The organism is Sphingobium sp. B12D2B (assembly GCF_025961775.1).
GTDB lineage: Bacteria > Pseudomonadota > Alphaproteobacteria > Sphingomonadales > Sphingomonadaceae > Sphingobium.
On sequence record NZ_JAOQOH010000001.1, the window covers coordinates 1,620,567 to 1,640,734 of the forward strand.

16 protein-coding genes are annotated in these 20,168 nt (G+C 64.9%); 7 read left to right on the plus strand and 9 right to left on the minus strand.

Features of this window, described 5'->3' with window-relative positions:
• Positions 1–48 precede the first annotated feature (48 nt).
• Positions 49–576, minus strand: coding sequence for a 2'-5' RNA ligase family protein (locus tag M2335_RS07720; RefSeq protein ID WP_264594310.1), 528 nt, complete (start codon positions 574–576; stop codon positions 49–51).
• A gap of 53 nt (positions 577–629) precedes the next feature.
• Between M2335_RS07720 and M2335_RS07725 the strand changes: the two genes are divergently transcribed.
• Positions 630–1,067 (plus strand): sugar transporter, encoded by a 438-nt coding sequence (locus M2335_RS07725; RefSeq protein WP_264594311.1) that lies wholly within the window; start codon positions 630–632, stop codon positions 1,065–1,067.
• A gap of 7 nt (positions 1,068–1,074) precedes the next feature.
• On the opposite strand, the gene mltG is transcribed toward M2335_RS07725, so the two are convergent.
• The 3 genes from mltG to M2335_RS07740 form a co-directional block, all read right to left on the minus strand.
• On the minus strand, positions 1,075–2,046 hold the full coding sequence (mltG, locus tag M2335_RS07730) for an endolytic transglycosylase MltG (protein ID WP_264594312.1): 972 nt from the start codon (positions 2,044–2,046) through the stop codon (positions 1,075–1,077).
• Positions 2,047–2,054: 8 nt separating this feature from the next.
• Positions 2,055–3,314, minus strand: a complete 1,260-nt coding sequence (gene fabF, locus M2335_RS07735) for a beta-ketoacyl-ACP synthase II (RefSeq protein WP_264594313.1) — start codon at positions 3,312–3,314, stop codon at positions 2,055–2,057.
• A gap of 170 nt (positions 3,315–3,484) precedes the next feature.
• Positions 3,485–3,718 (minus strand): acyl carrier protein, encoded by a 234-nt coding sequence (locus M2335_RS07740; protein WP_181559973.1) that lies wholly within the window; start codon positions 3,716–3,718, stop codon positions 3,485–3,487.
• Between the two features lie 249 nt (positions 3,719–3,967).
• Between M2335_RS07740 and gor the strand changes: the two genes are divergently transcribed.
• The gene (gene gor / locus M2335_RS07745; protein WP_264594314.1) at positions 3,968–5,311 is read left to right on the plus strand and encodes a glutathione-disulfide reductase; all 1,344 of its coding nucleotides are present in this window, start codon (positions 3,968–3,970) and stop codon (positions 5,309–5,311) included.
• Positions 5,312–5,332: 21 nt separating this feature from the next.
• Here the strand turns inward: gor and M2335_RS07750 are convergent, their stop codons facing one another.
• On the minus strand, positions 5,333–6,724 hold the full coding sequence (locus M2335_RS07750) for a helix-turn-helix domain-containing protein (RefSeq protein WP_264594315.1): 1,392 nt from the start codon (positions 6,722–6,724) through the stop codon (positions 5,333–5,335).
• 308 nt (positions 6,725–7,032) lie between these two features.
• On the opposite strand from M2335_RS07750, the gene M2335_RS07755 reads away from it, so the two are divergent.
• Together M2335_RS07755 and M2335_RS07760 are read left to right on the plus strand one after the other, a co-directional pair.
• Positions 7,033–7,806, plus strand: coding sequence for an enoyl-CoA hydratase-related protein (locus M2335_RS07755; RefSeq protein WP_264594316.1), 774 nt, complete (start codon positions 7,033–7,035; stop codon positions 7,804–7,806).
• A 238-nt stretch (positions 7,807–8,044) separates the two neighbouring features.
• On the plus strand, positions 8,045–10,477 hold the full coding sequence (locus tag M2335_RS07760; protein WP_264594317.1) for a putative bifunctional diguanylate cyclase/phosphodiesterase: 2,433 nt from the start codon (positions 8,045–8,047) through the stop codon (positions 10,475–10,477).
• On the opposite strand, the gene M2335_RS07765 is transcribed toward M2335_RS07760, so the two are convergent.
• The 3 genes from M2335_RS07765 to M2335_RS07775 are packed head-to-tail and all read right to left on the minus strand — an operon-like array spanning position 10,450 to position 16,085.
• Positions 10,450–11,877, minus strand: coding sequence for an efflux transporter outer membrane subunit (locus M2335_RS07765; RefSeq protein ID WP_264594318.1), 1,428 nt, complete (start codon positions 11,875–11,877; stop codon positions 10,450–10,452). The two genes, M2335_RS07760 and M2335_RS07765, sit on opposite strands and share 28 nt — an antisense overlap.
• 1 nt (position 11,878) lies before the next feature.
• A complete protein-coding gene (locus M2335_RS07770) occupies positions 11,879–15,028 on the minus strand; it encodes an efflux RND transporter permease subunit (RefSeq protein WP_264570657.1) in 3,150 nt (1,049 codons plus the stop codon).
• 16 nt (positions 15,029–15,044) lie between these two features.
• The gene (locus tag M2335_RS07775; RefSeq protein WP_264594319.1) at positions 15,045–16,085 is read right to left on the minus strand and encodes an efflux RND transporter periplasmic adaptor subunit; all 1,041 of its coding nucleotides are present in this window, start codon (positions 16,083–16,085) and stop codon (positions 15,045–15,047) included.
• A 271-nt stretch (positions 16,086–16,356) separates the two neighbouring features.
• Here M2335_RS07775 and M2335_RS07780 point away from each other — a divergent pair, with 271 nt between their 5' ends.
• Both M2335_RS07780 and M2335_RS07785 read left to right on the plus strand, forming a co-directional pair.
• On the plus strand, positions 16,357–17,058 hold the full coding sequence (locus M2335_RS07780) for a response regulator transcription factor (RefSeq protein WP_264594320.1): 702 nt from the start codon (positions 16,357–16,359) through the stop codon (positions 17,056–17,058).
• Positions 17,055–18,161 (plus strand): ATP-binding protein, encoded by a 1,107-nt coding sequence (locus M2335_RS07785; RefSeq protein ID WP_264575594.1) that lies wholly within the window; start codon positions 17,055–17,057, stop codon positions 18,159–18,161. The genes M2335_RS07780 and M2335_RS07785 overlap by 4 nt, the downstream gene beginning before the upstream one ends.
• A 9-nt stretch (positions 18,162–18,170) precedes the next feature.
• Here M2335_RS07785 and ybaK read toward each other — a convergent pair whose 3' ends face one another.
• A complete protein-coding gene (gene ybaK, locus M2335_RS07790) occupies positions 18,171–18,644 on the minus strand; it encodes a Cys-tRNA(Pro) deacylase (RefSeq protein ID WP_264594321.1) in 474 nt (157 codons plus the stop codon).
• 180 nt (positions 18,645–18,824) lie between these two features.
• Between ybaK and M2335_RS07795 the strand changes: the two genes are divergently transcribed.
• Positions 18,825–20,165 (plus strand): HD-GYP domain-containing protein, encoded by a 1,341-nt coding sequence (locus M2335_RS07795; RefSeq protein ID WP_264594322.1) that lies wholly within the window; start codon positions 18,825–18,827, stop codon positions 20,163–20,165.
• Positions 20,166–20,168: the final 3 nt, after the last annotated feature.

Sequence of the window (20,168 nt, forward strand, 5' to 3'; positions counted from 1 at the left end):
CAGCGGCCCGCTTCGTGATGAAGCGGGCCGTTTCGTTTGTGATGACGATCAGCGACGAAAGCGGTGCTGGCTCAGGGCAGACCAGGGGCCGCCTTCATAAACCCATACCGCAAGGCCGGCGATGACGAGAGGGGCAGGGCGGATCTGTGTCCGCAACAGCGCCAGCGTCTCCTTCGCGACGGAGGGAGCGACCTTGTTCTGGACCGTGATGTGCAGGCGCTTGAGTGCGTGGTCCTGCGGGATGAGGTGCCGCTCAAACCGCTCGGCGATCGTGGCGCGAATATCGAGAAGCCCGTCACTCTCCACCGCCAGCGCGACAAGGCTGCCTGACCCGAACGGCTCGCCTAGACTGGCCGGAGGTGGGGGACGATCGACCAGTCCCTTCAGCATCGTCCTTAGTTCGGCATGCAGGGACGGCGGGAGGTGGTGGAACAAGGTGATGTGGGCGGGCACCTGATTGCGAGCGGCGGGATAATGGGTCTGACGCAGCCCGTCGGCCCATGCTTGGTCCGCGCTCCTCAACTGAGCGGTGACGATGAGGGGGCCGCGGGGCAGTTCGAGGACAGTTTGCGTCATGTCAGAACCGGGCTAAAATGGCCGTGCAACAAGCCATGGGGAGGGGGTGTGTGATGACGGGTGTGGGGGACCATCGCAGCCGGAGCATGTCGCGGATTCCGGCTATTCTGTTTCTGATATGGACCCTGATCGGCATCGCCGCCTTCCTTGTCCAATCGACCGCCAATCTCGAAGAGCTGGCCATGGCCGATCCCTATCAGGCGGAAATCTGGGCCAACATGCCGCGCTGGGCCTGGCTGAGCTACGGCGTGGCCGTTGCCGCCGCGTTTGCCGGCGCCGTTGCCCTTCTGGCACGGCGTGCCGCCGCCGTCTGGTTCTCGGTCATCGCGCTGATCGCCATATTGGTCCAGTTCAGCTACTCCTTCATCGGCACCGATCTGCTGGCGGTCAAGGGCACCAGTGCGGCGCTGTTCCCGGCCTTCATCGTGCTGATTGCGCTGCTGCAACTGGGCTATGCGCTGCGGTTGCGGAGCAGGGGTTTGCTCCGCTGAGCAAAGCTCACATTTCGCCGCGTTGACGGCGGATGTCATACCATTTGCGCACATTCGCATTATGCTCGGCCAGCGTCTCCGCGAAGATATGCCCGCCCTTGCCATCCGCGACGAAGTAGCGCGCTTTCGTTGCCGCCGGCCGCAGGACGGCCTCGATAGAACTGCGTCCGGGGTTGGCGATTGGTCCCTTGGGTAGGCCAGTCATCGCATAGGTGTTGTAGTCGTTCACCGCGCGGATCTCCGACTGGAGGATGCGGCGTCCGAGCGGCTTGCCCCTGGTGATCGGGTAGATGATCGTGGGGTCGGCCTGCAGCATCATGCCCTCGCGCAGCCGATTGGCGTAGACACCGGCCACCGTCGGTCGCTCGGCGGGGATGGAGGTTTCCTTCTCCACGATGCTGGCGAGGGTGACGGCCTGCTCAGGCGTCTTGACTGGCGTTGCAGCCGAGCGCTTGGGCCACTGCGCGGCAATGAAGCTCGTCATTGCGGCCTGCATCCGCCCAAGCACCGCCGCGCGGGTCTCGCCCTTCTGGTAGCCATAGCTGTCGGGCATCACCGAGCCTTCCTCGGGCACGGGAATGTCTCCGGTCAGCTCGGCATTGGCCATCAGCCGCTCATGCACGAGGATGGAAGGCATGCCTTCTGGGATGGTGACGAGATGGACGAGGGTCTTGCCGCTCTGCAGGATGCCCAGAATGTCGGCGCTGCTCGCTCGTCGGGGGATGCGATATTCGCCCGCCTTGATCGACCCATCCGGCCCCAGCACCCGCGCGCGGGCAAGGAAGGCGGTGGCGGAGCCGATGGCGCCTTGCGCTTCCAGCTCGTCGGCCGCCTTGCGCAGCGTCGCGCCCTCGGGAACGATGATCGTTGCATCGGCCTCAAGCGGGCCGGGCCTCGACCAGCCATGGACGAAGAGAAGCGCCGCAACGGCCAGTCCGGCCAGCAGCAGAGCAGCGACCGTGAGGACGATGCGGCGCATTGCGGCCGTCAGAGAGCCTTGAGCACAAGGCTGGCGTTGGTGCCGCCAAAGCCGAAGCTGTTGTTGAGCACGGCCTTGACCTTCCGCTGCTTCGCCGTGTGCGGAACGAGGTCGACACCCTGGCAGCTGTCGCTGGGATCATCCAGGTTGAGCGTGGGCGGCACGATCTGGTCACGCATCGCAAGGATGCAGAAGATCGTCTCGACTGCACCGGCACCGCCGAGCAGATGCCCGATGGCCGACTTGGTGGACGACATCGACATGGTCTCCAGCGCCGGGCCGAACAGCCGCCGCACTGCACCCAGCTCCAGCTCGTCGCCGAGCGGGGTGGAGGTGCCGTGGGCGTTCACATAGTCGATATCGGCAAGCGAAAGCCCGGACCTGCGCATGGCCATTTCCATCGCCCGATAGGCGCCCGAGCCTTCCGGATGGGGTGCCGTGACATGATAGGCATCGCCCGAGAGACCGTAGCCGAGGATCTCTGCGTAGATCTTCGCACCGCGCGCCTTGGCGTGCTCATATTCTTCCAGCACAACCACGCCGGCCCCTTCGCCCATGACGAAGCCATCGCGAGCCTGATCCCACGGACGGCTGGCGCGCCAGGGTTCGTCGCGAAATTCGGTCGACAGCGCGCGCGCCTGACCGAAACCGGCAATGCCGATCGGGCAGATGGCGCTTTCCGCGCCGCCGGCGAGCATCACATCGGCATCGTCGAGCGCGATCATCCGCGCCGCGTCGCCAATCGAATGAACGCCCGTCGCGCAGGCCGTGACGACGGCGTGATTAGGCCCCATCAGGCCGTATTTGATGGAGACCTGACCGGAGATCAGGTTGATCAGGCGACCGTGGACGAAGTGCGGCGAGACCCGCTTGGGCCCCTTATGCTCCAGCACCAGCGATTCGCTCTCGATGCCCGGCAGACCGCCAATACCCGATCCGATCGAACAGCCGGTGCGCAGCCGCTCGGCCTCGCTCATCTCGGTCAGGCCGGCATCCTCGATGGCCTGGCCGGCCGCGTCGATGCCATAGACGATGAACGGATCGACCTGACGCTGGACCTTGTGATCCACGCGCTTGTTCGGGTCGAAGCCGAATTCATGATCCGGGGCCTTCACTTCGCAGGCGTAATTGGTGTGGAAATCGGTCGCGTTGAAACGGGTGATCGTTTCCGCGCCCGACCGGCCGGCAATGATGTTCTTCCAGCTTGTCTCCACGTCGCCGCCAAGGGGCGAAACCATGCCGAGACCTGTTACGACGACACGACGCATTTCACTCTCCTGATCCAGTCACCCGGCCAGTTGCCCGGAACGCCAGGCGCTGATCAAACACGAACGGCCCTCCCATAGCGAGTCAAACCCGCAACCGGAGAGCCGTATCCATGTGTATTCACTGGCCGGTGCATGTCCGCGACGAGGCCGCGAACCGGGCTCCCGCTATCTTACTGCTTGCCGTCGATGAAATCGATCGCGTCCTTGACGGTGGCGATCTTCTCGGCAGCATCGTCGGGGATTTCGACGCCGAACTCTTCCTCAAAAGCCATGACGAGCTCGACGATGTCGAGGCTATCAGCGCCCAGATCGTCGATGAAGCTCGCGTCTTCGGTCACCTTGTCCGCCTCGACGCCGAGGTGCTCGACGACGATCTTCTTCACGCGATCCGCGGTCTCACTCATGAGAGGTCCTTTGCTTTACTTTGGTCTTCAATCTGGAGATGCCCTAGAGCCTAGGGCGGGGCGTGACAAGAGGCTAGCGATAGCGGGCGCAATTGCCCCGTGCGCGGCGGCTTTCGGCCCGCTCACAGCGTGGGGCGGCGCCGGAAGACGTAGCGAATCTGGTGGCGCCCCTCGCAAAATTGCTTTGCGCGCGATGCACTCACGCCCATATGCGCGGACATGATCAAGACATTCCGAGGATCTCCCCTGATGAGCGACTATGACTTCGACCTGTTCGTAATCGGCGCCGGATCAGGCGGCGTGCGGGCTTCGCGCATTGCGGCGGCGCATGGTGCCAAGGTCGCCGTGGCGGAGGAGCACAAGGTCGGCGGGACATGCGTGATCCGGGGCTGCGTGCCCAAGAAGCTGCTCGTTTACGGCGCGCATTTCGCCGAGGACATCAAGGATGCCCGCCGTTTCGGCTGGGATATTTCGGACTGCAGCTTCGACTGGCCCACCCTGCGCGACAATGTGATCGGGGAGGTCTCCCGGCTCGAAGGGCTCTATCAGCAGACGCTCGACAATAACAAGGTGACGACCTTCCATGAGCGCGCGACGGTGGAGGGGCCTCATGAAGTTCGCTTGGCCAGCGGCAAGCTGGTGACCGCCAAGGTCATCCTCATCGCGGTCGGCGCCTGGCCGAATGTGCCTGACGTGCCCGGCGCGGAACTGGGGATCACCTCCAACGAGGTCTTCCATCTGGAAAAGATGCCCAAGCGCGTCGCGATCTTCGGCGGTGGCTATATCGCCAACGAGTTCGCCGGCATTTTCCACGAGTTCGCCTGTCAGGTGACGGTGGTGCTGCGCGGCGACCAGATCCTGCGCGGCTATGACGAGCAGATTCGCGACCGGCTGCTGCAGATCAGCATGGCCAAGGGCATCAACTTCCGCTTCAACGCGCCGCTCGAAAAGATCGAGAAGCAGGAGGATGGCTCCCTTAAGGTGTTTATCGAGGGTGGCGACCCGATCGAGACCGATCTGGTGCTGTTCGCCACCGGCCGCAATCCCAAGATCGACGGGCTGGGCCTGGACAAGGTTGGCGTGGAAACGGCGAAGGGCGCGATCAAGGTCGACGAATATAGTCGCACCAACGTCGAGAGCATCTACGCAGTCGGCGACGTGACCGACCGCGTGCAACTCACCCCGGTGGCGATCCGTGAAGGCCATGCCTTCGCCGACACCGTGTTCGGCGGCAATCCGCGGACGGTGGATTATGGCTGCATTCCTTCCGCCGTGTTCAGCCACCCCCCGATCGGCGCGGTCGGCATGACCGAGGGCGAGGCACGCAACACGCTGGGCGCGGTCAAGGTCTACACGTCCGATTTCCGGCCGATGAAGAACACGCTGGCCAATCGCAACGAGCGCAGCCTCTACAAGCTGATTTGCGAGGAAACGACCGGGCGGGTGGTCGGCATCCATATGATCGGCCCGGATGCGCCCGAGATTTTGCAGGCGGCGGCCATCGCGGTCAAGGCGGGGCTGACCAAGGACGATTTCGACGCCACCGTCGCGCTGCATCCGAGCATGGCGGAAGAGCTGGTGCTGATGCGCTGAAGGTTCAGGCCGGCACGCCCTTCAGCCGATGCTGTAGGGAATGACGTGCCGGCCATCCCGCTCGACATGGATGGGGCGGTCGATGGGCGGGAAGGCGCGCTGCGGGCAGCCCTCGCGCGGGCACAGGCGACACCCGGGCCCGATGGGGGTGACTGCGGTATCATCGGCGAGGTCCAGCCCGTCCGCCCAAGTGAGATGGGCGGCATAATCGCGTTCGCAGGCGAGCACGATGGCATGGCGGCGGTCCGGTCGCGCGATGGCGCGGGCGAGCAGGATATAGTGCACGCCATCGGGCATTTCCGCGCGCTCTGCTCCGCTGTACTCGGGCCGCGTCGGCGCCTCGTGCAGCCTCAGGCGGGGGCAGAGCGGGCCATAGCTGCCAAAGTCCAGCCGCGTGGCGCTGTGTCGTTTGGTGATGTTGCCGGCGGGATCAATGCGACAGAAGAAGAAGGGAATGCCGCGCTGCCCCGCTCGCTGCAGCGTGGCAAGCCGATGCGCGACCTGCTCGATGCTTACGCCAAACCGCGCCGCCAGCGCATCGACATCATGGCGGAGCGTCCGGGCCGTCTCGCGGAACAGGCCATAAGGCATGAGCAAGGCGGCAGCGCCATAATTGACGAGCGCATGATGCAGCAGCGCATCGGCAGGCGCGCCGACCGGGTGCTGGGCAATGATGGCGCGCATCGTGGAATCGGCCAGCCCGCGCAAATGCACGATATGACTGGCGAGCTGGAAGGCGATGCTCGCGGCGGGCAGGCGATCGTTAACGTGCAACGTCCGGCCATCGGGGGAGGGCGCGCGCAACAGCGTGGTCTTGAGTGGTTCGCGACTGACAGCGCAATCATGCTCGTCACGCAGTGCCGCGCTGAGCGTCGCAATGGTGGCTTCGGGATTGGCGCGCGCGCCGATGCTGAGCTGGGTGGCGAGATCCTCGGCGGCGGTGTCGAGATCGTGGAAATAATTGTCGAACAGCCGCAGCCGATCGCTCACCTGATCGAAAGTCGCGCGTGCGCCCGGCAGCAGGCCGTTACCAAGCGCCTGTTCCGCCATGGCCAGCCGACCTTCGGTCTGTCGGAGCGCGTAATGCAACTCGACATAGCGCGCTGCAAATTCGGGGTATTGAACATGCAGCCGCTCGGTCCGCTCGGGATCGGGAGGCGGTGAGCGATGGCCGGGATTGGCGAGCGCCCAGTTGAAGGCGCCGAGCAACTGCTCCTCAGGCCGGGCATCGAAATCGGACCAGTCGAGCGGAAAGGCCGCCGCCAGCGCGGCCTTTACCCGTGCGGTCAGGGGACGGTCGTTATTCTCCAGTTGCGAGAGATAGGAGACGGAGATGCCCAGCAGCCGCGCCATGTCCGCCTGATCGAGCCGGCTCTGCAGACGCAGGTCGCGCACTTTCTGGCCAACGAACAATCTGTTTCCGCGTGGCAAGGACTGTCTCCGGGGTACGAGTCGGGGTGAGGGATCGCCGCACTGGCCGGGACAGTGGGCACGATCCGCAAATTTTTCATCCGCGGGTTAGCGCCTGTGCCGATAAACCAGGACGTCCTTCAAGACGCCCGCACCGTAGCGGAACCAGCTCATTTCGCAATTCCGCAAATTGCTGCTCGTGTTTGCCGATCCATACTCGCTCTGGCGCGACGCTTGCCGCGCGCGGGTACGATGCTAGCCTGCGCCCAGTCAGAACAGCGGTCGGCAACCGCGCCGCAAGGGAGGATCGATTGAGCGAGATCGTGCTGTCCACGCTGGACGATGGGGTGCTGACCCTTGCCCTTAACCGCCCCGAGCGGCTCAATGCCCTTTCCACCGGCCTGCTGGCAGACCTGACCCGCAAGCTCGATGAGGGCGTGCGTGCAGGTGTGCGGGCCGTGTTGATCACCGGGACGGGCAGGGCGTTCTGCTCCGGCGCGGATCTGGCCGATAGCGAAGGCATCGGCGCCGATCTCGGGGAGACCCTGGCGACCTATTACCATCCTCTGTTCCTCCGGTTGGCCGGCCTCGATATCCCGGTGGTGAGCGCGATCAACGGACCGGCTGTCGGCGCTGGCGTCGCCTTGGCGCTGGCCGCCGACATCGTGGTGATGGCGCGCTCTGCCTATCTGCAGCTTGGCTTCGTGAATATCGGGCTCGTGCCCGATGCTGGCGCGACATGGCTGGTCGCGAAGAGCGCCGGGCGCGCCAAGGCGCTGGAATTGGCGCTTCTTGGTGAGCCGATGAGCGCTCAGGAGGCGCAGGACGCCGGACTGGTCGCCCGCGTGACCGACGACGAGAGGCTCGGCGAAACCGCACGCGGTCTTGCCCTCAAACTCGCGCAGGGGCCGACCCGCGCCATCGGCATGATCCGTAAGCAGGTCGCTGCCGCACTCAATCACAGCCTGTCGGAGACGATGGGCATCGAAGCCGCCAATCAGGCAGCGGCCGGCCACAGCGCGGATTTTCAGGAGGGCGTCGCGGCCTTTCTGGAGAAGCGGGTGCCGCGCTTCCAGGGGGATTGAGCGAGAAACGCTACGGAATTCGGCTCGTCGGTCGAGCCGAAAACTGCGATTTTTCTTTGCGTCATCTTTCCTGGTTTGTGAGCACCATTTGATCGATCTGACGATTAGCCCGTTCGTTTCGTCCTATGGCAACGTTTTACTAACCTTTGAACGCTTAGCACTCTCCTAAACTCAGAGACGATTGGACGGCGTGGAGAGCTTTTACCATCTGGTCGTGGTTGATCAGCAGATTCGGGGCATGCTGATCATTGTGGCGATTTGCGGGTCTGGCATTTTAACAGCCACGGCCATTCTCGGTCATACGTTCAACATGAAATCGCAGAGCGTACGTCGGGCCTGGCTTGTGATGGCCGGGCTGGTGACAGGCGTTTCGTTTTCAGCGATCCTGCTGACAGGGGTTGCGGCCTTGGGTGCGCGTGCCGGCACGACTACTGGGCCTGACATGGATCGTATCATCGTCGAAGGCGTGGCGAGTCTGCTCTTCATGACCGCCCTTGTTCTGGCCTGGCGTGGATTGATGGGTGGCAGTGCGGCATCGGCGGATGACGGCCAGCTTGCCGAGGCGCTCGATGAACTTGCCCATGTGCAAGCGCATCATCGCGCCTATGTCGAGCTCAATCCCCAGATCGCCTGGATGGCCGATGCGGAGGGACGCATCACCGAAATTGGCCCGCTTTGGGCTGAACAGGTGGGCCTCGATCTAGAGGCCGGGCTAGGATATGGATGGACGCAGGCCGTTCATCCTGATGACCTTCCGACCGTTCAGGCCTTATGGGCGGACGTTGTCAAAAATCAGTCGGATGCCGCCGATGTCCGCTATCGCATCCGCATGGCGAACGGGATGTACCGCTGGTACCGGGCGCGGGCGCGGCCTCACCGGGGTGAAGATGGCAAAGTCCTCGCCTGGTATGGCACGCTGGAAGACATCCACGACCATGTGATCGCCGAAACCGCGCTCAGGCAGAGCGAGGAGCGTTACCGCCTGGCGGCGGAAGCTGGGAACGACGTCATATGGGACTGCTCCCTGCCAACCGGCATTACGACCTGGAGCGGGGCGTACAAAAAAGTCCTGGGCTATCCGGAACTGGATCAAGCCACGCATTTCGATTGGTGGATCGAGCGTATTCACCCCGATGACCGGGAGCGGGTCCTCGCCAACCAGAGGCGGGCCCTGGAGAGTGGCCAGAAGTTCTGGCTCGAGGAGTTTCGGTTTCGCACGGCCAAAGGGACGTTCATCGATACCAAGGCGCGAAGTGTCATCGTGCGCGGCGACAAGGGCGTAGCAGTCCGGCTTGTCGGATCGATACTGGATATCACCAAGCAGAAGCAGGCCCAGGCCGAACTGAATTGGGCCGCGTATCACGACCATCTCACTAGGCTTCCGAACCGGGCGCTCTTCGGCGTTCGTATTCAGGCCGCGATCGACGCGGCATGTGATTCCGGTGATCCGGTGGCGCTCATGATCCTGGATCTCAATGGATTCAAGGAAATGAACGATTCGCTCGGCCATGCCGCAGGCGACCGGGTGTTGGTGGAGGTCGCTCGGCGCCTGTCCTCCTGTATCCCCGAGGGGGCGACAGCGGCTCGGCTGGGCGGCGACGAGTTTGCAATCATCTTGCCTGGCCTGTCTGCGGCGGACGAATATCGCCCGGTAGCGGACGCCTTGAAGCGCTGCTTTGAAGTGCCGGTGCAGATCGAAGAACTGCGCATTCCGGTCAGCTTTTCCGTCGGTGTCGCTGTCTGGCCGCGCGATGGCTTTGAGCCCGGGGACCTCCTGATCGCGGCTGACCTTGCTCTCTATGCAGCCAAGGCCGACATGCCCGGCTCCGTCCGGGAGTTCTCCCCGTCCCTCAAGGTAGCATCCGAGAGGCGAACCCGCATGCTGGTCATGGCGCGCGCAGGGTTGGACGAGGACCGCATCGTGCCGTTCTACCAACCCAAGGTGAACCTCCAGACCGGGCAGATCGACGGCTGGGAAGCGCTGTTGCGGGTGGCCGAGAACAGCCAGGTTCTGCCGCCTGCGGCCATCGAGGCGGCGTTCTCGGATGCCGAAATGTCGGTGCGGCTGACCGACCGGATGATCTGCGGCATCTTTGCGGACATTGCGCGCTGGCGGGCCGATGGGCTGGAGCCGGGGCGGATCGCGGTCAACGTGTCCGCGGGCGACTTTCGCGCGCCGAGTTTGCCGGCCCGTCTGGAAGATGCCGCCCGGGCCCATCGGCAGGGTCTGGCCCAGATCGACATCGAAGTGACGGAGACTGTGCTCATCGGGCAATTGGGGCCAGAAGTCGCGCGGATGCTCGAGGAGCTGCGCGGCCTTGGAGTGATGGTCGCACTGGATGATTTCGGCACGGGCTATGCTTCGCTCAGCCATCTCCAGCAATTTCCGGTCGACGTGATCAAGATTGACAAGTCGTTCATCGACCGTATCGAGGACAGCACCCCCGGCGCGACGGCCGTTATCGACGCCGTGTTGCAGATGGCCCGGCGCCTGGGGATGCAGACGGTCGCGGAAGGCGTCGAAACCATCGCGCAGGCCCGCTATCTCCGCGCGCGGGGCTGCACGCTGGGGCAGGGCTTCTTGTTCAGTAAGCCGGTTCCGGCGTCACAGGTGCCCTCACTGCTGCGAGGGAAAGCCTATGGTCACTGGGAGTTCGGCGGCGTCGGCTGACCAGCAGTCGGCGCGGTCGGCTCATCGCCCCCGCCCAGGGCCCGGTAGAGCCCGGCGGCACTGGAGAGCTCCTGACGCCGCAACTCCAGCAGCGCGAGCCGCGCAGCATAATCGCTGCGCTGCGCATCGAGCAGTTCCAGCCGGGCATCGACCCCGGCCTGATAGCGCAGGCGGGAAAGCTCGGCGCGCCGCGCGGCCGACTGGGCCACGCCCCGCTGGGCTTCGATCTGGCGGGTATAGGTCTCCCGCCCGGCCAACCCGTCTGCGACCTCGCGGAACGCAGACTGAATGGCCTTTTCGTAGTTTGCGATGGCGATCGACTTGCGAACCTTCGCCAGATCGAGCTGGCCCTGCAAACTGCCGCCGTTGAAGATCGATTGGGTGATCTGCGGCGTGAACGACCAGTTGCGGTTTGCGCTATCGAACAGGCTGTCCAGCGCCATGCTGGTGAAGCCGAACAGACCTGTGAGCGAAATGCGCGGGAAGAAGGCGGCGCGGGCGGCGCCGACATCGGCATTGGAGGCGACCAGCTCATGCTCGGCCTGACGGATGTCCGGCCGGCTGGCGAGCAGGGCGGAGGGCAGGCCGACCGGCAGCTGGGTGCGGATCGGCTGGTCCATGAGCGCGATGGGGGCGGGCAGGTCGGCGGGCAGGGGCGCCCCGACCAGCAATTGCAGCGCGTTGCGCGCCTCGGCCAGCATCCGCGTGCGCATCGCCTGATCGGCCTGGGCCTGACTCACCTGTCCCTCTGCCTGCGCAACATCGAGCCCGCTGACCTGCCGCGCCTGCTGGAGACGGCGAGTGATCGCGAGCGAATCCTGCCAGTCGCCCAGCGTGCGGTCGGTGAGGGCAAGCTGCTCCTCGGCGAGCCGTTCGGCCAGATAGGCATCGACGATCGACCCGATCAGCGCGATGCGCGCGGCACGGCGGCCTTCGTCAGTGGCGAGATAGCGCTCGAAGGCGGCCTCGCTCTGCGAGCGGAGGCGACCAAACAGATCGATCTCAAAGCTGGTCAGCGCAGCATTGGCGGAGAACTGGCTGAACTCCGCCCCAGCGCCGGTTTGTGAGGCGGCCGCCGAGACGCGCTGCCGGGAATAAGCGGCGCTGGCATCCAGCGTCGGCAGTTGCGCACCTCTTGCGACGCGGAACTGCGCGCGGGCAGCCTCGACCTTGAGCGTAGCGACGCGCAGATCGCGATTATTCTCCAGCGCCAGCTCGATGAGCCGCTGCAGGCGCGGGTCGCCAAACATCTCGTGCCAGTCCAGCGCCGCGGCACTGGCTGCCTCTTCGGGAGAGGCGAGCGGGTAGACCGGCGCAACCGGGGCAGGCGGCGTTTCCAGCCGTGGGTTCATCGAGCAGGCGCTGGTCAGCAGCAGCGCCGCGAGGGCAAATTTACGCATCTCAATTCTCCGATGCGGGGTAGGCGGCGGGCGTCTGCGATGAACCATCGACATGCTTCTTGCGCTTCTGTCGCTCGACCAGCTTCATCACCACCACGAAGAAGACCGGGACGAAGAAGATCGCGAGAATGGTGGCACTGATCATGCCGCCGAAGACGCCCGTGCCGATGGCCCGCTGGGTCTCCTTGCTCGCACCGCCCGCGAGCATCAGCGGAACGACGCCGAGCGTGAAGGCGAAGCTGGTCATCAGGATCGGCCGCAAGCGCAGGCGCGCTGCGTGCAAAGCGGCGTCGACCGCAGACATGCCGTTATCATAAGCATGCTTGGCAAATTCCACGATCAGGATCGCGTTCTTGGCGCTGAGGCCGATGATCGTGATGAGGCCCACGTTGAAGAACACGTCGTTGGGCATGCTGCGCAGCGTGACCGCCAGCACGGCGCCGAGCACGCCGAGCGGCACGACCAGCATCACCGCCGCCGGGATTGCCCAGCTTTCGTACAGCGCGGCCAGCACCAGGAAGACGACCAGCATCGAGAGGCCCAGCAGAAGGATCGCCTGATTGCCAGCGAGCCTTTCCTGAAGCGACTGACCGGTCCATTCGATGGCGAAGCCGGGCGGCAGCTGGCTCGCAAGCCGCTCCATCTCCGCCATGGCCTCGCCGCTGGAGTGGCCGGGCGCGGGCTGGCCGGCAATGCGCATGGCGGGATAGCCATTATAGCGCACCAGCTGCAGCGGCATTGTCTCCCAGCGCGGCGTGACCAGCTCCGAGAGCGGGACCGTGTTTCCGGCCGCGTTGCGGACATACAGCTTGAGCACGTCCTCAAGGTTCATGCGGAAGGGGGCATCAGCCTGCACGATGACCTGCTGCATACGGCCATTATTGGGGAAGTCGTTGACATAGGCCGAGCCCATGGCCCCGCTCAGCGTGGAGGTGATGGACTCGAAGGGCACGCCCATGGCCTGCGCCTTCTGGCGGTCGATCACCATCTCGACGCTGGTGCCGGGCATCAAGCCTTCCGGATAGACGCCGGCAAGGGCCGGGTTTTTCGCGGCCATGCCGAGCAGTTGGAACTGCGCGGCCATCAGGGCATCGAACCCACGGCCCGAGCGGTCCTCAAGGCGCGCGGAGAAGCCGCCGGTGGTGCCAAGGCCATCGATGGATGGCGGGATGAGGCTCATCACGAGCCCTTCGCGCACGCCGGCGCCGGTGGCCTGATTTGCCGCGCCGGCCTCGCCAAATGCGGTCGCGCCGTCACGCTCGCTCCAGTCCTTGAGCATCGTGAAGCCGAGGCCGACATTGGCGCCCGCGCCGGAGAAGCCCCAGCCCAGCACCGAGATGGTGTCGGCAATGCCGGCGCGCTGCGCGGTGTGCTTTTCGAAGACTTCCAGCGCTTCCAGCGTTCGGCCGGACGTCGCGTCCGACGGGAGCTGGAAGACGGTCATGAAATAGCCCTGATCTTCATCGGGCAGGAACGAGGAAGGCAGGTTTGTATAGCCGACGATCATCAGCACCACGATGACCGCGAAGCTCGCCATCATCCGCGCGCTGCGCTTCAGGGCGCGCGTCACCCAATTGTGGTAGCCGTGCGTCATCGTGTCGAACTTGCGGTCGAACCAGCCGAAGAAGCCCTTCTTGGTCTCATGGCCCGTGACCGGCTTGAGCAATGTCGCACAGAGCGCCGGCGTCAGGCTCAGGGCAAGGAAGGCCGAGAACAGGATGGAGACCGCCATGGAGATGGTGAACTGCCGGTAGATCGCGCCGACCGAGCCGCTGTAGAATGCCATTGGCACGAACACGGCGGTGAGGACGAGGCTGATGCCGATGATCGCGCCCGTAATCTCGCCCATGGCCTTGCGTGTGGCTTCCTTGGGCGGCAGCCCTTCCTCGGCCATGATGCGCTCGACATTCTCGACCACCACGATGGCGTCGTCGACGATGATGCCGATGGCGAGGACCATGCCGAACATAGTCAGCACGTTTACGGAATAGCCGGCCAGCATCATCACCGCGCAGGTCCCGAGCAGGGCGATCGGCGCGACGACGGCGGGAATGATGGTGTAGCGGAATTTCTGGAGGAAGACGAACATCACCAGGAAGACGAGCACCATCGCCTCGACCAGGGTCTCGATGACCTTCTCGATCGAGATCTTCACATAAGGCGCGGTGTCGAACGGAATGCGGTATGACATGCCGCTGGGCATGGCCCGCGCCAACTCGACCATGCGCTCATGCACGCGGGCGGAGGTGGAGACCGCATTGGCGCCGGGCGCGAGCTGGACGGCCATCAACGCCACGGGCTTGCCGTTGAGGCGCGTCTGGAACCAGTAGGACGCGGAACCAAGATCGACCCGGGCGACATCGCCCAGCTTCAGGGCGGAGCCATCCGTTCCGGCGCGCAGCACGATCTCCCGGAATTGCTCGGGGGTCTTCAGCTGGCCCTCGACGGTGATCGGAACCTTGACGCGCTGGCCTTCGGCAATCGGCTCGCCGCCCAGCACGCCGGGCGAAACCGGCGTGTTCTGTGCAGCAATCGCCGCCGTGATATCGCTCATCGCAATGTCGTAGGACGCCAGTTTTGCCGGATCGACCCAGATGCGCATCGCGCGCTCGGCGCCGAACAGCTGGACACGGCCGACGCCGGGGAGACGCTTGAGCTCCTCGACAACATAGCGCGCCGCATAATCCGACAGTTCCTCGAGGTTCTGCTGGCCGTTGGACGATTCCAGGCTCACCAGATTGAGGAAGTTGCGATTGGCGGAATCGACCTGGATGCCGAGTTGGCGGACGATCTGCGGCAAGCGCGGCTCGGCGGCCTTGAGCCGGTTCTGCACGTCCACCTGCGCCAGTTCCGGGTTGGTCCCCGGCTGGAAGGTGGCGGTGATCGTGGCCTGACCGGACGTATCCGTCGAGCTTTCGAAGTACAGCAGGTTGCGCACGCTTGAGAGTTCGCGCTCGATCAGGCTGACGACGCTGTCATTCAGCGTCTGCGGCGTGGCACCGGGATAGGTCGCGGTGATCTCGACGCTTGGCGGCGCGATGCTCGGATAGCGCTCCAGCGACAGGCGCGGGATGGCGATGACGCCCGCTAGGATGATCGCGATGGCGACCACCCAGGCGAAAACGGGCCGATCGATGAAGAAACGGGGCATGGGTTCGCTTTCGTCTTCAGCGCGCGGCCGCGGCGGGCTTGGCGGCGGCTGCAGGGCGCCATGGCTTGGCCGAAACGGTGGCGCCGGGCTGGACCCGATCCTGCCCTTCGACAATCACGGCTTCACCAGCCTTGATGCCTTGCGTAATCAGGACGTTTCCGTCGCGCACATCCCCGGTCTGCACCGGCCGCAGCTCGACCTTGCCGTCTTTCCCAACAATCCGGACGCTGGCCTGACCGGCGGGATCGCGCAGCACGGCTTGCTGCGGCAGAGTCAGCGCACTGGGCAGAACCATGCGGGGCAGGCGCGCACGCACGAACATGCCGGGCAGCAGCGCCCGCGTGGGATTGGGCACCTCGACCCGGGCGATCACCTCGCCCGTGCCTGGATCGACGCTGATGCCGGAGAAGAGCAGGCGCCCGGTCGCCGCATAGGGCTTGCCCTCGGATGAGAGGATCTCCACGGGCGCGCCCTGGGCGGAATTGCCGGCACGCGCCGCCTCGCGCAGCGTTTCGAGGCGGGCGGCCGGCTGACGCACGTCCACATAGACGCGGTCAATCTGTTGGACGGTGGCGAGCGGTTCTGCGCCGCCGACGGCGGCAAGGGCGCCCTCGGTCACCATGGACTGGTCGATCCGGCCACTGATCGGCGAGCGGATCGTGGCGAAGCCGAGATCGACCTGCTGGCGTGCCAGCGTGGCGCGGCTCTGGGCAAGATCGGCAGCGGCCTGGTCGCGCGCGGCCACGGCATCGTCATAGGCCTGTCCGCTGATCGCATCGACCTTCACCAGCGGCGCCAGGCGCTCGGCCTGGATGCGGGCGCGGTTGAGGGCGGCCTGCGCGCGCTGCACGGCGGCTGCGGCGCTCTGTGTATCCGCGCGGAACGGGGTCGCATCGATCTGGAACAGGGGCTGGCCGGCCCGCACTTCGGAGCCCTGCTCGAACAGCCGGCGCTGGATGACGCCATTCACCTGCGGGCGGATTTCCGCCACACGGAAGGCCATCACCCGGCCCGGCAGTTCGTCCGCCACGTCGACGCGCGAGGGGGAGACCTTCACGACCGATACCTCTGGCGGCGGAGGCGAGGATGGGGTCTCACCTCCTGAGCAGGCGGACAATACAAGCGCCATCGACGCGATAACGATATAGGCGCCGGAGCGCCTGGGGGGGCATTTTGTCATCATGTCCGACTCTTGATTTTTGCTTGTCCGCGCTGGCCCTTTGGGACTGGCTTGTCGAGGCAGTGTTGGTCAAGTGTAGAGAAATTGTGGAGGCCGGTGGTCCCCCGTTTGGAACTGCGGTAACGGCTTGCAGGCAGAAGGATATGCTATGGATGCCGAAAACGCGCTCGTGCTGGTCGCGGAAGACGAACCGGAAATCGCCGATGTCATCGCCGCCTATCTGGAGCGGGAAGGCTTCCGGACGGTCCGTGCCGCAGATGGGCGGACCGCGCTGGAGCTGCACCTTGCCCTCAAGCCGGACCTCGTGATGCTCGATGTGCAAATGCCGCGGCTCAATGGTTGGGACGTGCTGGCCGAGTTGCGGCGTCGTGGCTCGACCCCGGTTATCATGCTGACTGCGCTCGATCAGGATATCGACAAGCTGCAGGCGCTGCGCATCGGAGCGGACGATTATGTCGTCAAACCGTTCAACGCGCTGGAGGTGGCCGCAAGGGCGCGCGCCGTGCTGCGCCGGTCCGGCGGCAGCCGGGGCTCCATCCTGCGGGTCGGGCCAATCGAAATCGATATGGACAGCCATCTGGCCAGCGTGATCGTCGGGTACGATCCGCAGCGCGTGAGCCTGTCCCTCACCCTCACCGAGTTCCGCATTCTTGCGCACATGGCCCGCGCGCCCCGGCGGGCGTTCTCGCGTGGCGAGCTGGTCGATGCCTGCCTGCCGGGCGGCGACGCTCTCGACCGGACGGTGGATACGCATTTGAGCAAGCTGCGGCGCAAGCTCGAGGAGGCCGGCGCCCACGGCTTCATCAACAATGTACGCGGCGTCGGCTTTCGCCTGGCAGATATTTCATGAAGAAGCCGGCAGGCGGTCTGGGGCGGCAGATCGTGTTGTCCACGGTGATCTCTACCGTCGCATCGGTGCTGATCACGATCATCGGCCTCTACATCTTTTATGGCGTCATCATCCGGGTGGCGCCGCATATGCTGTTTCCGCTGACGGACGACTGGCGCCCGCACGGCATTGAATGGCTGCTCATCGGGCTGTTTTGCGTGGTCTCCACCGGCATCGCCGTGCTGGTGGCGACCCGGTTGGCCCGGCGGATCGTTCAGCCACTGGTTTCGGTTGCGCAGACCGCCCGGATCATTGCGGATGGCAATATCAAGGTCCGTGCGCGCAGCGATGATCGTGCGCCCACCGAGGCAACGATGCTGGTGGAGGACTTCAATCTGCTGGCCGACCGGCTGGAGCAGGCGGGGGAGGCCGTCCGCCGTTGGAACGCGACCATCGCGCATGAACTGCGCACCCCGGTGACGATCCTCTCCGGGCGTCTCCAGGGCCTCGCCGACGGGGTGTTCGCGCCCGATCCCCCGTTGCTGCGCTCGCTCGTCACGCAAGTGAATGCCCTGACCCGCTTGATCGAGGATCTACGCACGGTGAGTCTCATGGAAGGCGGCCGGCTGGACATGCGCTTCCAGCAGGTCGATCTCGCCGAAGAAATGGAGACGGTCGTCCGGCTGATGCAGCCCGAGCTGGAGACCGCGGGCTTCCGCATCGTCACCGTCTTCGATCGCGGCCTATGCTATGTCGATACCGCACGTATTCGACAGGCCCTGATGGCGCTGCTCGAGAATGCCCATCGCCATGCCGATCCCGGTCAATTGGCCGTGACGCTGCGCATCTCCTCGTCCAGCGTGCTCCTGAGCGTGACCGACGAGGGCCCCGGGATGACGGAGGAGTTCGCCCGCCATGCCTTCGATCCGTTCCGTCGCTATATGGAGCAGGGCGGAGCGGCGAAAGGCAGCGGTCTTGGCCTCTCCGTGGTGCGGGGCATTGCCGAGGCGCATGGCGGCGCGGCGACCTACCGCACGGTCAATGGGGGCTCCTGCTTCACCCTCACCATGTCGCGATGGAAGCCGCGTGGCCCATCAGTGCCCACGCAAGGCGATCTCGCCTGATCCTGCGCGTTAGGCGGTGATGGCCGCAACCGTCGCGCCAAGTGCGGCGATCGCCTGATCTGGCGCCATGCACAGTTGCAGGCCGCGCTGGCCGCCATTCAGATAGATGTGCGGCTGGGCCAAAGCGCTCTCGTCGATCACCGCGCGGATCGGCTTCATCTGTCCAAAAGGGCTGATGCCGCCCACCTTGTAGCCGCTCAGGCGCTCGGCATCGGCCGGCTTCATCATGGCAGCGCTCTTGGCGGAGAGGGCGGCTGCAAACTTCTTCATCGCCACTTCGCTGCTCGCCGGAACGATGGCGCAGGCCGGCTTGCCATCCACCAGCGTCATGAGTGTCTTGAAGACGCGCTCTGGTGGCTCACCCAATGCCTCGGCGGCCTGCAGGCCGATATGGGCGGCAGCCGGATCATAATCGTAGAGATGGATGGTGAAGGCGATGCCGGCCTTGCTCAGCGCCCGGGTGGCGCGGGTTTCCTTTGCCATGCGCGGTGCGTGCTGCGTCCTGTTCACGATGTCAATGCAACGCCGTTTCCTCCCTGGCCGCAAAAAGGCGGACAATCATGGTGCATGGACAAGGCGAACCATTAAATAACCATGGCTCTTAGCCGTTCAGTATCGTGCGGGCGCCATCGTCGTCGCTCGTACCTGACCGGCGGAGTCCAGATGCTCAAGAGAATCGATGTTGCTGACGTGAAACTCGGCATGTTCATTCACAAACTTGAAGGGCCGTGGCTCAAGCACCCGTTCTGGCGGACGAAATTCCTGCTGACCGACCCCCAAATCCTTGCCGACCTGCGCGCTAGCGAGGTCGAGGGCGTGATGATCGACGTCGACAAGGGCGATGATGTCGCGGGTGCGGGCGGTCCGCGTCCGCCGGCGGCGACGCTGCGTCGACCGCTCGTGGCTGCGGGCTCCTCCGCCCCCTCGGGCGGTGTCGGTCTTGCCGAGCGGGTGCGCATGGAGCGGCTGCGCAAGCTAGTGCCGGAGCACGCGAGCGGATCGAACGTCGTTCCGTTCAATCCCCGCTCCACGACGGCCTTGAGCGTCGGTGCAGAGGTGGGCCATGCGAAGGCGGTGGTGGCGCGGTCCAACCGCGTGATGAGCGCCGTCTTCGAGCAGGCGCGGCTGGGCAAAGCCATCTCGCGAGGGCAGGTGGAGCCGGTGATCGAGGATTTGTTCGCCTCCGTGCAGCGCAATCCGCACGCCTTCAACGGCCTGATGCGCATCCGCCGCGAGAATAGTTCGCTCTATGCGCACGGCCTGGCGGTGAGCGCGCTGATGATCGCGTTGGGCCGCCAGATGGGCCTCGATGATGCTCGGGTGAAGGAAGCCGGGCTGGCCGGGCTGCTGATGGACGTGGGCATGGGCCATCTGCCCATCGACGTGGCGACGATCAGCGACGATTTGAGCGAGGGCGAGCGCAAGATCGTCGAGACGCATACCACGCTTGGCTATGAGTTCCTCCAGATGGGTGGCGAAATCGCCGAGGATGTCGCACTGGTCTGCCTTGAGCATCATGAGCGCTGCGATGGCTCCGGTTATCCCAACCAACTGACTGGCGAGAATATCAGCCTGTTCGGCCGCATGGCGGCGGTATGCGACGTCTATGACTCGATGACGTCCGACCGGCCGCATCGGCCACGGATCGACCCCAATGCCGCGCTCGGCCTGATGCGGGGCATGGAAGGCGAGCTGGATGACGAGATTCTCGATCACTTTATCGAGAGCGTGGGCGTCTACCCCATCGGCTCGGTCGTGCGCCTGAGCAACGGACGCTTGGCGCTGGTGGTGGAGCAGAATGTCGGCGAATATACCACGCCGCGCGTCTGGAGCTTCTACGACATCGCCGCGCGCCGGGTGATCAAGCCGGAGGATATCGACCTGCGCCTGTGGAAAGGCCGCGTCGAGATCGCCTGCAGCGATGACGCTGCCGACTACGGGATCGACGATTTTCCGGCGCTGCGAGAGATGGTCTTCAATGCGGCGTGCAAGGCGCTGCAATAAAAG

Coding starts and splice junctions, on each gene's coding strand:
- M2335_RS07795 (WP_264594322.1), top strand. CDS start 18,825: ATGCTCAAGAGAATCGATGTTGCTGACGTGAAACTCGGCATGTTCATT.
- M2335_RS07765 (WP_264594318.1), bottom strand. CDS start 11,877: ATGCGTAAATTTGCCCTCGCGGCGCTGCTGCTGACCAGCGCCTGCTCG.
- M2335_RS07760 (WP_264594317.1), top strand. CDS start 8,045: ATGCTGATCATTGTGGCGATTTGCGGGTCTGGCATTTTAACAGCCACG.
- ybaK (WP_264594321.1), bottom strand. CDS start 18,644: ATGGCAAAGGAAACCCGCGCCACCCGGGCGCTGAGCAAGGCCGGCATC.
- M2335_RS07740 (WP_181559973.1), bottom strand. CDS start 3,718: ATGAGTGAGACCGCGGATCGCGTGAAGAAGATCGTCGTCGAGCACCTC.
- M2335_RS07720 (WP_264594310.1), bottom strand. CDS start 576: ATGACGCAAACTGTCCTCGAACTGCCCCGCGGCCCCCTCATCGTCACC.
- M2335_RS07725 (WP_264594311.1), top strand. CDS start 630: ATGACGGGTGTGGGGGACCATCGCAGCCGGAGCATGTCGCGGATTCCG.
- fabF (WP_264594313.1), bottom strand. CDS start 3,314: ATGCGTCGTGTCGTCGTAACAGGTCTCGGCATGGTTTCGCCCCTTGGC.
- gor (WP_264594314.1), top strand. CDS start 3,968: ATGAGCGACTATGACTTCGACCTGTTCGTAATCGGCGCCGGATCAGGC.
- M2335_RS07780 (WP_264594320.1), top strand. CDS start 16,357: ATGGATGCCGAAAACGCGCTCGTGCTGGTCGCGGAAGACGAACCGGAA.
- mltG (WP_264594312.1), bottom strand. CDS start 2,046: ATGCGCCGCATCGTCCTCACGGTCGCTGCTCTGCTGCTGGCCGGACTG.
- M2335_RS07785 (WP_264575594.1), top strand. CDS start 17,055: ATGAAGAAGCCGGCAGGCGGTCTGGGGCGGCAGATCGTGTTGTCCACG.
- M2335_RS07770 (WP_264570657.1), bottom strand. CDS start 15,028: ATGCCCCGTTTCTTCATCGATCGGCCCGTTTTCGCCTGGGTGGTCGCC.